The 13,872-nt window shown below is 57.7% G+C and carries 12 protein-coding genes and 9 tRNA genes; 5 read left to right on the plus strand and 16 right to left on the minus strand.

What is annotated here, in order from left to right; genetic code table 11:
• The first annotated feature begins 27 nt into the window (after positions 1–27).
• The gene (locus tag ABD997_RS04445) at positions 28–1,374 is read left to right on the plus strand and encodes a dihydroorotase (protein WP_345315809.1); all 1,347 of its coding nucleotides are present in this window, start codon (positions 28–30) and stop codon (positions 1,372–1,374) included.
• Between the two features lie 144 nt (positions 1,375–1,518).
• Complete coding sequence (rnt, locus tag ABD997_RS04450; protein WP_345315810.1) at positions 1,519–2,181, plus strand: ribonuclease T; 663 nt, start codon at positions 1,519–1,521, stop codon at positions 2,179–2,181.
• Between the two features lie 45 nt (positions 2,182–2,226).
• Here rnt and ABD997_RS04455 read toward each other — a convergent pair whose 3' ends face one another.
• Positions 2,227–2,832 carry a peroxiredoxin gene (locus ABD997_RS04455; protein ID WP_345315811.1) on the minus strand — a complete coding sequence of 202 codons (606 nt, stop codon included), beginning with the start codon at positions 2,830–2,832 and terminating at the stop codon, positions 2,227–2,229.
• A gap of 217 nt (positions 2,833–3,049) precedes the next feature.
• Positions 3,050–3,655, minus strand: a complete 606-nt coding sequence (locus tag ABD997_RS04460) for a peroxiredoxin (protein ID WP_345315812.1) — start codon at positions 3,653–3,655, stop codon at positions 3,050–3,052.
• Positions 3,656–3,948: 293 nt separating this feature from the next.
• Here ABD997_RS04460 and ABD997_RS04465 point away from each other — a divergent pair, with 293 nt between their 5' ends.
• From ABD997_RS04465 to ABD997_RS04475, 3 genes are all read left to right on the plus strand, one after another.
• Positions 3,949–5,304, plus strand: coding sequence for a Na+/H+ antiporter family protein (locus ABD997_RS04465; RefSeq protein WP_345315813.1), 1,356 nt, complete (start codon positions 3,949–3,951; stop codon positions 5,302–5,304).
• A 117-nt stretch (positions 5,305–5,421) separates the two neighbouring features.
• On the plus strand, positions 5,422–7,158 hold the full coding sequence (radD, locus tag ABD997_RS04470) for a DNA repair helicase RadD (protein WP_345315814.1): 1,737 nt from the start codon (positions 5,422–5,424) through the stop codon (positions 7,156–7,158).
• A 46-nt stretch (positions 7,159–7,204) separates the two neighbouring features.
• A complete protein-coding gene (locus ABD997_RS04475; RefSeq protein ID WP_345315815.1) occupies positions 7,205–7,468 on the plus strand; it encodes a GrxA family glutaredoxin in 264 nt (87 codons plus the stop codon).
• 58 nt (positions 7,469–7,526) lie between these two features.
• Here ABD997_RS04475 and ABD997_RS04480 read toward each other — a convergent pair whose 3' ends face one another.
• The 14 genes from ABD997_RS04480 to tolA all read right to left on the minus strand — a co-directional run bounded on the left by ABD997_RS04480 (position 7,527) and on the right by tolA (position 13,869).
• Positions 7,527–8,657, minus strand: a complete 1,131-nt coding sequence (locus ABD997_RS04480) for a DcaP family trimeric outer membrane transporter (RefSeq protein ID WP_425557045.1) — start codon at positions 8,655–8,657, stop codon at positions 7,527–7,529.
• A 465-nt stretch (positions 8,658–9,122) separates the two neighbouring features.
• Positions 9,123–9,198 (minus strand) — tRNA-Lys (locus tag ABD997_RS04485).
• 37 nt (positions 9,199–9,235) lie between these two features.
• A tRNA-Lys gene (locus ABD997_RS04490) sits at positions 9,236–9,311 on the minus strand.
• 38 nt (positions 9,312–9,349) lie between these two features.
• A tRNA-Lys gene (locus tag ABD997_RS04495) sits at positions 9,350–9,425 on the minus strand.
• Positions 9,426–9,462: 37 nt separating this feature from the next.
• Positions 9,463–9,538 (minus strand) — tRNA-Lys (locus tag ABD997_RS04500).
• Positions 9,539–9,575: 37 nt separating this feature from the next.
• Positions 9,576–9,651: transfer RNA gene (locus ABD997_RS04505), tRNA-Lys, on the minus strand.
• A gap of 38 nt (positions 9,652–9,689) precedes the next feature.
• Positions 9,690–9,765, minus strand: a tRNA-Lys gene (locus ABD997_RS04510).
• A gap of 38 nt (positions 9,766–9,803) precedes the next feature.
• Positions 9,804–9,879: transfer RNA gene (locus ABD997_RS04515), tRNA-Lys, on the minus strand.
• A gap of 37 nt (positions 9,880–9,916) precedes the next feature.
• Positions 9,917–9,992, minus strand: a tRNA-Lys gene (locus ABD997_RS04520).
• A 37-nt stretch (positions 9,993–10,029) separates the two neighbouring features.
• Positions 10,030–10,105, minus strand: a tRNA-Lys gene (locus ABD997_RS04525).
• Positions 10,106–10,279: 174 nt separating this feature from the next.
• Positions 10,280–11,005, minus strand: a complete 726-nt coding sequence (gene ybgF, locus ABD997_RS04530) for a tol-pal system protein YbgF (RefSeq protein ID WP_345315817.1) — start codon at positions 11,003–11,005, stop codon at positions 10,280–10,282.
• Between the two features lie 15 nt (positions 11,006–11,020).
• Positions 11,021–11,551: a peptidoglycan-associated lipoprotein Pal gene (gene pal, locus ABD997_RS04535; RefSeq protein WP_345315818.1), complete on the minus strand. Its 531-nt coding sequence runs from the start codon at positions 11,549–11,551 to the stop codon at positions 11,021–11,023.
• Positions 11,552–11,585: 34 nt separating this feature from the next.
• A complete protein-coding gene (gene tolB, locus ABD997_RS04540) occupies positions 11,586–12,935 on the minus strand; it encodes a Tol-Pal system beta propeller repeat protein TolB (RefSeq protein ID WP_425557042.1) in 1,350 nt (449 codons plus the stop codon).
• A 4-nt stretch (positions 12,936–12,939) separates the two neighbouring features.
• The gene (gene tolA, locus ABD997_RS04545; RefSeq protein WP_345315820.1) at positions 12,940–13,869 is read right to left on the minus strand and encodes a cell envelope integrity protein TolA; all 930 of its coding nucleotides are present in this window, start codon (positions 13,867–13,869) and stop codon (positions 12,940–12,942) included.
• Between the last annotated feature and the right edge of the window lie 3 nt (positions 13,870–13,872).

Below are 13,872 nucleotides of genomic sequence, written 5' to 3' on the forward strand. Positions count from 1 at the left end.
ATCTCACATAACAAGACGAATGACCCTATGACTCGCACTCTGATCACCAACGCTGAAATTCTTAATGAAGGGATCCGCCAACAGGGCGATCTGCTGATCGAGCAGGGCCGCATTGCCCAGATCGGCGGACAGATCACCGCGCCTGCGGGTGCCAAAGTGGTCGATGCCAACGGCAAACTGCTGATCCCGGGCATGATTGACGATCAGGTCCACTTCCGCGAACCTGGCCTGACCGCCAAGGGCGACATGGCCACCGAGTCCCGTGCGGCCGTGGCCGGCGGAATCACCTCCTTCATGGAGATGCCCAACGTTCAGCCCCAGACCACCAATGTCGAGGCGCTGGAAGCCAAGTTCGCAAGAGCGGCAGAAGTCTCGGTAGCCAACCATAGCTTCTACCTGGGCGCCACCAACGACAACCTGGACGTGATTAAGTCGCTGGATCCCCACGCCGCTTGCGGCATCAAGATCTTCATGGGCGCCTCCACCGGCAACATGCTGGTGGACAATGAGCAGACCCTTGCCGGGATCTTCGCCCACGCGCCGATCCCCGTCGCGACCCATTGTGAAGACAGCCCCATGATCGCCGCCAATGAGGCGGCCGCCCGAGCCAAGTACGGAGAGGCGGTGCCTATCCATCTGCACGGCGAGATCCGTTCCCGTGAGGCCTGCATCGCCTCCACCAAGCTGGCGATCAGTCTGGCTCGCACCTACGGCACCCGCCTCCATGTGCTGCATATATCCACCGCTGAGGAGTTGGCGCTGTTCGAGGAGGGTAAAAAGCTCTCAGCCCTTCGGGACGCCAACATCACCGCAGAGGCCTGTGTTCATCACCTCTACTACAGTGACGCCGATTACGCACGACTGGGCACCCAGATCAAGTGCAACCCCTCCATCAAAACCGAGCGGGATCGACTGGCACTGCTGGACGCGGTGCGTCGGGACATCATCGACATCATCGCCACCGACCACGCCCCCCACACCTGGGAGGAGAAGCAGGGCACCTATTTCAATGCGCCATCCGGCGTTCCCCTGGTTCAACACGCCCTGCTCTCCCTCTTTGAGCACTACCATGCCGGCGCACTGAGCCTGGAAACCATCGTCCAGAAAACCAGCCACGCCGTCGCAGAGCGCTTCAACCTGAAGGAGCGAGGATACCTGCGAGAGGGGTATCACGCGGACTTGGCCCTGGTGGATCTGGAGCAGCCGTTCAAAGTCACCAAGGACAACCTGCTTTACAAGTGCGGCTGGTCCTCGTTCGAGGGGCAGACCATGCGCAGCCGTATCGCCGGCACCTGGGTTGGTGGCCATCATGTCTATGACGGCGAGACCGCCAGTCAGCAACCGCTAGGTCAACGCCTGCAGTTCAACCGCTGACCCATCTCCCTTTGATATAAAGCCCCGCTCCTTGGCGGGGCTTTGACCGAAATTACCCTCCACTCGACGGGCATGCGGGCGCCCTTTTCTTTTGCGCCCCGGGTTTGCGATAATGCCTCCCTTTTTAACGGTCCCCCGAGAGTCATGAGCCTGCCTGAGTCCAATTTGCTGAATCAACGTTTTCGCGGCTACTACCCCGTGGTCATCGATGTCGAAACCGCCGGCTTCAACGCCCAGACCGATGCCCTGCTGGAGATCGCCGCCGTTACGCTGAAGATGGATGAAGCCGGCTGGCTGCTGCCCGATCAAACCTTCCACCATCACGTCATGCCGTTCGAGGGCGCAAACCTGGAACAGGCAGCACTGGAGTTTAACGGCATTGTCGAGCCATTCAGCGCCCTGCGTGGTGCCGTGTCGGAGAAGGAAGCGCTCAGTGAGATCTTCAAGGGTATTCGCAAGGGGCAAAAGGCCGCCGGGTGTAACCGCGCCATCATGGTGGCGCACAATGCGTCCTTTGACCTTGGCTTTGTCAATGCTGCCGCCGAGCGAGCCAGCCTGAAGCGCAATCCGTTCCACCCCTTTGCCAGCTTCGATACGGCCTGCCTCTCCGGCCTGGCGCTGGGGCAAACCGTGCTGGCCAAGGCCTGCCGTGCCGCCCATATCCCCTTCGACAACAAGGAAGCACACTCGGCGCTGTACGACACCCTGCGAACCGCGGAACTGTTCTGCCACATCGTTAATCGCTGGAAAGCGCTCGGTGGCTGGCCCCTGCCTCCGGAACAACCAAATCCACCAAGCGACCAATAAAAAACGCCCCGCAAAATGCGGGGCGTTTTTTTTACTGCAAAGGCATTACAGGCCTTCGTGGTGCTCGGCCAGGAAGCGGGCAACGCCGTCCGGAGAGGCGTCCATGCCCTGCTTGCCTTTCTCCCACTGAGCCGGACACACTTCGCCGTGCTCTTCGTGGAACTGCAGGGCGTCCACCATGCGCAGCATCTCGTCGATGTTACGGCCCAGCGGCAGATCGTTCACCACCTGGTGGCGCACGACGCCCGCTTTATCGATCAGGAAGGAACCACGGAACGCCACGCCCGCTTCCGGGTGCTCTACGTCGTAGGCCTGACAGATCTCGTGCTTCACGTCCGCAACCAGCGGGTAGCGAACCTGGCCGATGCCGCCATCTTCGACGGAGGTGTTGCGCCAGGCGTTGTGGCTGAACTGGGAGTCGATGGAAACCCCGATCACCTCGACACCACGGGCACGGAACTCCTCGATGCGGTGATCGAACGCGATCAGCTCAGAGGGGCAGACGAAGGTGAAGTCCAGCGGGTAGAAGAACACCACCGCCGGCTTGCCTTTGATGGCTTTTGCCAAGTTGAAATCTTCTACGATCTCGCCGTTACCCAGGACAGCGGCAGCAGTAAAGTCGGGAGCCTTGCGGCCTACCAATACGCTCATAATCTTCTCCAGCTTGTTTTCGTTTTCAGTGTCTAAAGCGGGCTTCCCGCCCGGTGTGAAGCCATTATATGCCGCCAGGTTCCGCAGGCAAGCCATTGACCCCTCGGCTTTTTCGATTGTACCCACCACTTTTTCTTGCACACCTTGGGCGGCCGAAATTGCCATCGATACAAACGAAAACAGCCCCGCAAGCGGGGCTGTTTGGCATCGTTAGGGCTTACAGGCCTTCGTGATGCTCGGCCAGGAAGCGGGCAACACCGTCCGGAGAGGCGTCCATGCCCTGCTTGCCCTTCTCCCACTGAGCCGGACACACTTCGCCGTGCTCTTCGTGGAACTGCAGGGCGTCAACCATGCGCAGCATCTCGTCGATGTTACGGCCCAGCGGCAGATCGTTCACCACCTGGTGGCGTACTACGCCCTCTTTGTCGATCAGGAAGGAACCCCGGAACGCCACGCCCGCTTCCGGGTGCTCTACGTCGTAGGCCTGACAGATCTCGTGTTTCACGTCCGCAACCAGCGGGTAGCGAACCTGGCCGATGCCGCCATCTTCGACGGAGGTGTTGCGCCAGGCGTTGTGGCTGAACTGGGAGTCGATGGAAACCCCGATCACCTCGACGCCACGGGCACGGAACTCCTCGATGCGATGATCGAACGCGATCAGCTCAGAGGGGCAGACGAAGGTGAAGTCCAGCGGGTAGAAGAACACCACGGCCGGCTTGCCTTCGATGGTTTTTGCCAGGTTGAAATCTTCAACGATTTCGCCGTTACCCAGTACGGCGGCGGCGGTGAAGTCAGGGGCCTTACGACCAACTAATACGCTCATGCTCTTTCTCCAGAGTGTTCCGTAGACATTTGTAGAAGTTAACGTTTTCGTTAACCGATGAAGGCATTATAAGGGGGCAGGATCTGGTTACAAGAGCAGGGACCGAAGGCTTTTCCGATTGCACCATAAGGAAAATTCAATATTGAAAAATCACTCCCGAACAGAGAGAAAAACCACCGCCTGTGACTTTTTGAGCCATTCCCGCTTCTTCACTGGACACCGGGTAAATAAACCTTACCATTGGGCGGCTAAGAACCCGCCATCCAAAACCGAAGCGAGAAACTGTCCAGATTATGAATGCCGTTATTGTTGCTGTGGTGCTGATGCTTGCCCTCAGCCTGGCCCGTGTGAATGTGGTGATCGCCCTGATCATCAGTGCCATGGTTGCCGGCCTTACCGCCGGTATGGGATTGAACGACACCATTACTGCCTTCAACCAGGGGCTCGGTGGCGGCGCCGAAGTCGCGCTGGCTTACGCCCTGCTCGGTGCTTTTGCAGTGGCCCTGGCCCATACCGGCATCACGGACCTGCTTTCCCACAACATCATTCGCAAGCTAGGAAGGACGCCGGACAGCGGCGCGGTGCGCAAGGTGAAGATCACCCTGCTGATGGCGATTCTCGCCATGGCAGTCATGTCTCAAAACCTGATCCCGGTTCACATCGCCTTTATTCCGATCCTGCTCCCGCCCCTTCTGCACGTGATGGAGTCCCTGAAGCTGGATCGCCGACTGATCGCCTGCCTCATCACTTTCGGCCTGGTAACCACCTACATGGCGGTTCCTCTTGGGTTTGGATTGATCTTCCAGGAGGGGCTGCTGCTGCAGAACCTGCTCAATAACGGACTGCAGGGACTGGTGGATGCGGGCACCATCGCGCCCCTGAACGTCAACGACGTCGCCTCCGCCATGGTGATCCCTGCCGCCGGCATGGTGGTGGGTCTGCTGGTGGCGCTCTTTATCAGCTACCGCAAACCCCGGGAGTACAGCGTCGCTAAAACGCTGGCAGCGGAGCCTGAGCTCCTTAACCTGAATCCACGCCGCATCGCTGTCGCCTTTGCCGCCATCGGCCTCGCCCTCTTTGTCCAACTTTGGACCGACTCCATGATCTTCGGCGCCCTGATCGGCTTCGTGGTCCTCTCCATCGGTGGCATCGACAAGGAGGCGATCAGCACCCAGGATGCCTTTACCCGTGGGGTCCACATGATGGCGAACATCGGCTTCATCATGATTGCAGCCAAGGGCTTCGCCGAGGTGGTTCGCAGCAGCGGCGAGGTACCGATGCTGGTGGAGTCCATTCAGCAGTTTATCGGTGACAACAAGGCACTGGCCGCGCTCCTGATGCTGGTGATCGGCCTGGTAATCACCATGGGGATCGGTTCCTCCTTCTCCACCATCCCGATCATCGCCACCATTTACGTCCCCCTGGGCTTGAGCTTTGGCTTCTCCGTTCCCGCCATCATCGCGCTGGTGGGCACAGCAGCCGCCCTGGGGGATGCAGGCTCACCGGCCTCCGACTCCACCCTGGGGCCGACGTCCGGCCTCAACGCCGACGGGCAGCATGATCACATCAACGATACCGTGATCCCCACCTTCCTTCATTTCAACCTGCCGTTGATCGCCTCCGGTTGGGTCGCAGCCATGGTGCTGTAATTCCAAGCTATCTTCTTAGCCCCGCCCTTTAGGCGGGGCTTTTTTCTTACGCCCCTCCCGAGCCCATTTTGGTATGCTGTCGACCCAAGCGTCCCAACACCCTAACCTGCCCCTAAAATGGCCTACACCCTACGCCCCTACCAACAGGATGCCGTCGAGGCAGTATTGACCCATTTTCGCCAAAGCCGCGAACCGGCGGTGGTGGTGTTGCCGACCGGTGCCGGAAAGAGCCTGGTGATCGCCGAGCTGGCACGCCTGGCCCGAGGCCGAGTCCTGGTGCTCACCCACGTCCAGGAGTTGGTGGCGCAAAATCGTGAGAAGTTTGCCGCCTACGGTGAACAGAGTGCGGTTTACTCAGCGGGACTGGGCGAAAAGCGCACCGATGCCAAGGTGGTCTTCGCTTCCGTACAGTCACTGGCCCGGATCACCGAGCAGCTGGATGAGCCCTTCTCCATCGTGATCATCGATGAGTGCCACCGCATTGGCAGCGAAAGCGACAGCCAATACCAGAGCCTGTTGACCCGGTTAAGCACACTCAATCCCCGCCTTTGCATCCTGGGCCTCACCGCCACCCCCTACCGGCTGGACGGAGGATGGATCTATCAGCACCATAACAATGGCACGCTGCGCTCGACAGACGCCAAACCCTTCGCCCGCTGTGTGTACGAACTGCCTCTGAGTCACCTGATCAAGGCGGGGTTTCTCACCAAGCCCACCATCGTCGATGGTGCCGTCGCCAGTTGGTTACTGCCCAACCCCGACGGGACACTTCCGGATGTTCACCCGGAGTTTCGTGGACGGGCCACCACCCTGATCTGCGAGCAGATCGTGGAACAGGCCGAACAACGCCAGGGGGTGATCATCTTTGCCGCCACCGTGCTCCACGGGCGCGAAATCCTGACGCGCCTGCCCGATAACCAGGGCGCGCTTATCACCGCCGACACCCCCAAGAGCGAGCGCGCAGATATCATCCAACGCTTTAAACAGAAAAGGCTGAAGTACCTGGTCAATGTATCGGTATTGACCACCGGGTTTGACGCGCCGCATGTGGATCTTATCGCCCTGATGCGCCGAACCGACTCGGTGGCGCTGTTTCAGCAGATGGTCGGCCGGGGCCTGAGGCTCAGTGAAGGAAAGCGTGACTGTCTGGTCCTGGATTATGCCGGCAACGGCTACTCACTCTACTCGCCGGAGGTGGGAGAGCCCCGCCCTCACAGCGATACCGTGCCGGTCGTGGTTCCCTGCCCAAAATGTGGACATGACAACGCCTTCTGGGGGCGCACCGATGACAACGGCTTGGTGCTGGAACATTTTGGCCGGCGTTGCCAGGGAGAGCTGCCGGGGCCTGACAGCGTTCAACAGTGTGATTATCGCTTCCGCTTCAAGGAGTGTCCGGATTGCCTGTGTGAGAATGACATCGCCGCGCGCCAGTGCGGCGATTGTGGCAAGCCTCTGGTGGACCCGGATACCCGTCTCAAAGAGGTCTTGAAGCTAACGGACTACAAAGTCTTGCGCTGCAGTGGCATCAAGTTGGAGGTCAGGGGGGACAAATCCGGCCGTGATCAGCTCTGGGTCCACTGGTTTGATGAGGATGGCGATGAGCTCAATCGACCTTTCTACTTGGACACCGCAGCGCAAAAAGGGCACTTTTATCACCAGTTTGTTCGCCAGCATCTGAAATATCCCGGCCAACCACTGCGGTTACAGGATGCCCGGCACGCGGAGCAACAACAGCAACTGTTCCGCCACCCGGACTTCGTGATAGCCCGTCGTGAAAAGAAACGCTTTTGGAAGGTGATAGAGTGCGTCTTTGATTACAAAGGGCGCTATCGCACCGCGGACAGCGCCTACTGAGGCGATTTATGGTATAACCGCCTAAAACTAAAATTGGAGTATCCCCATGTTTGTCGTAATTTTTGGCCGCCCAGGCTGCCCATTTTGTGTCCGCGCTAAGAAGATCGCTGAGACCTTGAGCGAAAACCGTGACGACTTTAAGTTCCGTTACGTCGACATGCACGCCGAGGGGGTCTCCAAGGAAGATCTGGAGAAGACCGTGGGTAAGCCAGTCGCGACGGTGCCCCAGATCTTTGTCGACCAAAATCATGTCGGCGGCTGCGACGACTTCGAAGCTTACGCCAAGGAGCACCTGGGCCTGTACGCCTGAATCCCTTTAGGGCAACAAAAAAGCCAGCCTCGCGGCTGGCTTTTTTCGGTCGTGATGCTCAGATGGCGTACTTCAATGACAGCATGAAGCGGTTGAGTTCGCCCTCCTCACCACCGGTCTTCTCATTCTTCGCGTAGAGCCATTCGATACCCACTGTCATCGGCTTAACCGGCGAATAGAGCAGGTTGATGTTGCCGCTGTAGGAGGTTTCGTTGGCAGAGCCCGTCAGCATGTTGCCATAGTCCGCCTCGAAGGCCGACGCGGTAAAGTTGGAGCGCAGTTTGTCGGTCCACCAGGCTTGGTAGCTGACAAACCCACTGACGGAGGAGATGGTGTCGGTTTCACCGCTATCGCCATCGAGCAAGGCAGCGTTGGCGTAGTTCAGCGCAATGTAGCGCCCCACCCCGTCACCGTAGTTCACCATGAACTTGAAGGTATCGTTACCCACCGTTGGAACAACACCGGACAAAGAGACCCCGTAGCCAAATTCACTCTCGTCGATGCCATCTTCGTCAATCTGAAGCTGACGTAACACGGCAGCAATGGAGATATTGCTGTCACCGCCGGCGAAGTTATACCGCACCACCCCATCGGGCACATAGCTGGAGTCGGATTCGATACGGCCACCGGTGGCAGCATTCGTAAAGGTCGCCTTAGGGTTTTCAATGGCGATCTGCCAGCCACCGTTGGTATAGCGGATCATGCCCTGGCGCACAAAGGGCGTCCCTTCCGCAGCACCGATAAAGTCCAGCGCCTCAGGCAGAGCGCCGGCGTTTTGGAACGTACTCCAGGTCTGCCCGGCGGTCCAGTTGTCGTAGGTGACGGTCGCATGACGCAGTCGCGGCGAGTAGCTGTTGGACACCCGCTGGTTGCCGTCGGAGTGGGTAAAGAAATCCATCTCTAAAAAGAACTTCAACTTATGGCCATCCAGGTCACTGCTGGAAGTAAAGTTGAAGCGGGTTTCCCGGGCCTGGAAGTCGGTTACCGTGCTGCCCCGGCCATTGGGGGTAAACCCTATGGTACCCGGCACATAGAATTGACGGGACAAATCTAAATCGCCCGGCGCCCCATTATCGTAATGGCTGACAATCATGTCTGCCTTTACATAACCGCCAAACTTAAATTCAGTATCCGCCAAAGCCGGAGAAGCCGCGGTGGCCATCGCCAGGAGAACCGGTGATAAGGCCATCTTGCTCAATCGTGATTTGTCCACGTCAATCTCTCCCTGTCATAGTGATCTTGCCTTACAAATCAGCACTACTATTTCAGCAATCCACCTGAACAACCTATTAGCAAATAGTCTAAATGCCATTCACAACAGATGAACGCATTAACACCATAGTACAAAACAAGGACTTAGCTAGGATTTTACAAATTTGTTACGCAGAGACGTTTTATTGAGCATCGCAAAATGATTTTCGTCATTCCTATAGAGGGAATGGAGTCTGGAAATTGTCTGGCGGGTGCTGGTAAGGATAGGCAGCAAGGTGGTAGTCAGTGCGAAGAGTCTAAATAGAAAAAACGATCGGGGAATTCTTTCTCAGACGACAGCAGAAATATGAAATGCCTGAGTGATAAGTGCAACGACACGAAATAGGAAAAGCGGCCGGAGAAATTGTTTGGCAGGAGCCAGTAGGAAGATAAAACGAGGAGATGGTGGGTCGTGAAGGATTCGAACCTTCGACCAATTGGTTAAAAGCCAACTGCTCTACCAACTGAGCTAACGACCCACAAGGGTGCCCCCCTTCGCAAACCGCGAAAAGAGAGTGGTGGGTCGTGAAGGATTCGAACCTTCGACCAATTGGTTAAAAGCCAACTGCTCTACCAACTGAGCTAACGACCCACAATGGTACTCCCCTTCGCAAACCGCGAAAAAGAGAGTGGTGGGTCGTGAAGGATTCGAACCTTCGACCAATTGGTTAAAAGCCAACTGCTCTACCAACTGAGCTAACGACCCACAATGGTACTCCCCTTCGCAAACCGCGAAAAAGAAGTGGTGGGTCGTGAAGGATTCGAACCTTCGACCAATTGGTTAAAAGCCAACTGCTCTACCAACTGAGCTAACGACCCACAATGGTACTCCCCTTCGCAAACCGCGAAAAAGAAGTGGTGGGTCGTGAAGGATTCGAACCTTCGACCAATTGGTTAAAAGCCAACTGCTCTACCAACTGAGCTAACGACCCACAATGGTACTCCCTCTTCACAAACCGCGAAAAAGAAGTGGTGGGTCGTGAAGGATTCGAACCTTCGACCAATTGGTTAAAAGCCAACTGCTCTACCAACTGAGCTAACGACCCACAATGGTGCTCCCTCTTCGCAAACCGCGAAAAAGAAGTGGTGGGTCGTGAAGGATTCGAACCTTCGACCAATTGGTTAAAAGCCAACTGCTCTACCAACTGAGCTAACGACCCACAATGGTACTCCCCTTCGCAAACCGCGAAAAAGAAGTGGTGGGTCGTGAAGGATTCGAACCTTCGACCAATTGGTTAAAAGCCAACTGCTCTACCAACTGAGCTAACGACCCACAATGGTATCCCCCTTCGCAAACCGCGAAAAGAGAGTGGTGGGTCGTGAAGGATTCGAACCTTCGACCAATTGGTTAAAAGCCAACTGCTCTACCAACTGAGCTAACGACCCACTTAGACATCTTCAGTGTCGGCGCTGACGGCCTCCCCTGTCGACGGGCGGCTATAATACCAAGTTCGTTTTCGCTTGCAACCCGAAATTTAGGTTTTTGGGCTGCTTGGGCAAGAAAGCACCTAACCGGTCAAAAAAAGAAAATTTCATGCCGCGTTAAGGGGTTATAAAGCCCTACTTAATGTGTTTCTGGGCAATTTTTGCCGCACTGGAGCCGGCATACTGTTCAATCACCTGGGAAAAGAATTTCTGTGCTGCAGCCTCGTCGCCCTGACGCTGGACGATGAGCCCCTGCTTAAGCAGAGCATCGGCCCGCTTACCGGAGTTCGGATAGGATTGACTGAGCGTACTGAACATCTCCCGTGCCTGATCGATCTCACCCTTGTTGTACAGCAGCTGGCCCAGCCAGTAATACGCATTTGCAGTATAGCTGGACTCAGGGTACTGCTCGATGAACTGCTGGAACGCGGGAATGGCATCGTCAAAGCGACGCTCCTTGGTGGCAAGGTTCAACGCCCGGGTATAGCTGTCCGCCTCTGATAACGACTGTACCGCCGGACCTGTTGGCTTGGCCGGTGCAGCGGCCGCTGGGGCCTGACGCTTTGTCAGCTCCTGATAGAGTTGACGCTGTCGCTCCACCATCTGTTCTAACTGGTAACTCTGCTGCTCATTCTGACCACGCAGTTCACCAATCTCCCGTTGCATCTGATCGACCATCTGTTCGAGACGCAACTGGGATTGACTCTGGGCGCGAAGTAACTGCTCCAACCGCTCGACCCGGCCAGAGAGATCCGTCGCGCTCAATTGGCTATTTCCCGTCACTTCCACAACGGGGGCAGGCGCAGCCGATGACTGCGCCCCCCAACTGAGAAGTGCCGCTAGGATGACGGCTCTTTTCATAATGCTCGTTCTCTATCAGTAGACCAGAACTGCACGACGGTTTTTGGCGTGAGCCGCTTCGGTGGCAGCGCTGTCCAGCAGCTTCTCCTCACCGTAGGGAACCACTTCCATCTGGCTGGAAAGCACACCCAGGCTCTGCAGGTAACGCTGAACCGCTTTACCACGACGCTCGCTCAGGGCGATGTTGTATTCGGGCGTACCGCGCTCATCGGTGTGACCTTCCACGATGATTCGGGTGCTCGGGTTCTCCACCAGGAAAGCGGCGTGGGCTTCCAGCAGCTCCGCGTACTCCGGGCGAATCTCGGCGCGGTCAAAATCGAAGTAGAGGATGTGCTCTTTACGCAGGTCCGCGTACTTTTCACGCTGCATCTCTTCCGGGGTCATCACCGGCTCCAGGCCACCCACTTGCGGGCCCTGCTGCTCGATACCGGTCTGGTTGTCGATCATCTCGGAGTCGCTGTCCATGTCAGCGTTGGAGGAACACGCAGTCAGTGCCAGAGCGGGAATCGCGAACACCAGTCCCTTAAATACTTTATTGAGTTTCATTAAAACGTTCCTTTATTTTGTTTTGGTTTACACATTACAAGAAGGGTGACCAGGCAGGGGCTTTAACCGCCCCTACCGGCATCGGCAGGCGCGCTTTGAAGCGCCCATCCATGGAGACCGCCGCCAGAGTCTGGCGACCGTTATGACTGGTGCCGTAGATGATCATGCTGCCGTTGGGGGCAACACTGGGTGACTCATCAAGGTAGGTTTCTGTCAATACATCGATATGGCCGGTGGCCAGTTCCATGCGGGCAATGTTATAGCGACCGTTGGTACGGTTTACCATCACCAGGGACTTACCATCCGGAGTGAAGGAGCCGCCCAGGTTCCATTCGCCCTGGTAGGTCAATCGGGTAATCTTTCGGCTGGCCAGGTCGATCTGGTAAATCTGAGCCCAACCGCCACGCTCCGAGGTGAACACCAGTGAGCGACCATCCGGAGCCCAGGCCGGCTCAGTATCGATGGCGTAGTGATTGGTAATGCGATCCAGCTTACGGGTCGCCAGATCCATCACGTAGACCTCGGTATTGCCGTCCTTGGAGAGGGTCATCGCCAGTTTCTTGCCATCCGGGGACCATTTGGGTGATCCGTTAATGCCGGCGAAATCGGTGATCCGCTCGCGCTGCTGGGTGTAGAGATCCTGGATGTAGATCTCCGAGCGACGACTTTCGAAGGAGACGTAGGCCAACTTGCGGCCATCCGGTGACCAGTCCGGTGACATCAGCGGCTCACGGGAGCGTAACAGGACCGACTCGTTCACACCGTCATAATCGGCGACCCGCAACTGGTACTTGAACTCGCCGGCGCCCTCATCAACGGTCACGTAGGCGATCTTAGTCAGGAACGCGCCTTTGACGCCGGTCAGCGCCTCGTAAACCAGATCGGAGATCCGATGTCCAAAGCGGCGGAACTGGGATGCTGGGATCACCGCGCTGCGCCCTTCGATAATGTGATCTTTGTTTTCTGAGGGGCCCTTGTTGGCTTCCACCGCCGCCTGGGCACGGAGCAGGTCCACCAGTTCAAAGCGCACTTCGTAACGCTCATTCCCTACCGGGGTGACGCTGCCCACCACCACCGCTTCGGCACCCGTAGCCGCCCATGCCGCCAGGTCCATCCCGGCTTCGCTATCGAGGCTGCGCTGCGGTAAGGCATTCAGTGCCAGCGGATTGAAGCTGCCGGAACGACGAAGGTCCGAGCTCACCACGTCCGCTATCTGGCTTGGCATCGCCCCGGTGCCTTTCCACGCGAAGGGCACCACCGCCACCGGGCGGGCGGCATTGACCCCCTCGGTGATCACGATCTCCAGGGTGGCCTGGGCCGACGTGCTTATCAGCAACATCAACCCGCTCAAACTTGCCATCAGCAATTTTCTGTACTTCATCATGTCCTTAAAGCTCCGGCTCAATGCGTAAATCGATCTCTTTCATCTGGTTGTAGACATCCGGCTCTTCGGAAACCGGCAGGTTGCCCGCCGCTTTGATCGCCGCCTCGGTCGCCCGACACACCGCCGTATCACCGCCCAACACACGGTAGTTAAAAACAAAACCGTCAGGCGCCAGATTCAGGCGTACCCGGCACTGTTTGCCACGCATGTTGCTGTCGGTTCTCAAATGACGCTTGATCGCCTGACGGATCAGGATGGAGTATCGATCCACTTCGGAGAGAACCTGGCGCTGTCGGGCCTGGGCTAGCTCCGCCTGTTCCGCCGCCATCATATCGGCTAACTCCGCCTCTCTGGCGCGGCGTGCCGCTTCCTCAGCCTCTCGCTGCTTGCGTGCTTCGGCCGCTTTTCGCTCCGCTTCCGCCTTGGCCTTGCGCTCCGCCTCTGCCTTGGCGGCGGCCGCTTCTTCGACTTTGCGCTTGCGTTCCGCTTCGGCCCGTGCAGCCTCCTCCTGACGTCGCTTCTCTGCAGCCGCCTTGGCTTGTCGCTCCTCCTGCTCCTGTTTCAGCCGAGCCTGTTTCGCCGCCTCTTCCGCCTTCTTTATCTCCTGCTGGCGCTGCTGCCGCTCCTGTTCAAGGCGTCGGATCTGCTCCTGCTCCTGCTGGCGCTTGCGTTCCGCTTCCTTTGCCTTGCGCTCCCGCTCCGCCTGACGCTGTCGTTCTGCTTCCTGCTGCGCCGCTTCCGCCGCGCGGATCCGGTCCACCTGCTTTTTTACCTGGTCACTGTCCACCACAGTGGCCTGGACCACAGGCGCGCTGGATTGGGTCGGCTGCGGCCGCTCGGCACTGAAATCCACACTGACCGCCAGCAACACCAGCAGGCCCGCATGGCCAAGCAGGGAGATAATTAAAGCGGGGCTGACAGGCAATCTCTTCACGGC

The sequence above is a fragment of the Ferrimonas gelatinilytica genome (assembly GCF_039544205.1).
In the GTDB taxonomy this organism is placed as follows: Bacteria; Pseudomonadota; Gammaproteobacteria; order Enterobacterales; family Shewanellaceae; genus Ferrimonas; species Ferrimonas gelatinilytica.

Coding starts and splice junctions, on each gene's coding strand:
- ABD997_RS04445 (WP_345315809.1), top strand. CDS start 28: ATGACTCGCACTCTGATCACCAACGCTGAAATTCTTAATGAAGGGATC.
- rnt (WP_345315810.1), top strand. CDS start 1,519: ATGAGCCTGCCTGAGTCCAATTTGCTGAATCAACGTTTTCGCGGCTAC.
- ABD997_RS04455 (WP_345315811.1), bottom strand. CDS start 2,832: ATGAGCGTATTGGTAGGCCGCAAGGCTCCCGACTTTACTGCTGCCGCT.
- ABD997_RS04460 (WP_345315812.1), bottom strand. CDS start 3,655: ATGAGCGTATTAGTTGGTCGTAAGGCCCCTGACTTCACCGCCGCCGCC.
- ABD997_RS04465 (WP_345315813.1), top strand. CDS start 3,949: ATGAATGCCGTTATTGTTGCTGTGGTGCTGATGCTTGCCCTCAGCCTG.
- radD (WP_345315814.1), top strand. CDS start 5,422: ATGGCCTACACCCTACGCCCCTACCAACAGGATGCCGTCGAGGCAGTA.
- ABD997_RS04475 (WP_345315815.1), top strand. CDS start 7,205: ATGTTTGTCGTAATTTTTGGCCGCCCAGGCTGCCCATTTTGTGTCCGC.
- ABD997_RS04480 (WP_425557045.1), bottom strand. CDS start 8,657: ATGGCCTTATCACCGGTTCTCCTGGCGATGGCCACCGCGGCTTCTCCG.
- ybgF (WP_345315817.1), bottom strand. CDS start 11,005: ATGAAAAGAGCCGTCATCCTAGCGGCACTTCTCAGTTGGGGGGCGCAG.
- pal (WP_345315818.1), bottom strand. CDS start 11,551: ATGAAACTCAATAAAGTATTTAAGGGACTGGTGTTCGCGATTCCCGCT.
- tolB (WP_425557042.1), bottom strand. CDS start 12,935: ATGATGAAGTACAGAAAATTGCTGATGGCAAGTTTGAGCGGGTTGATG.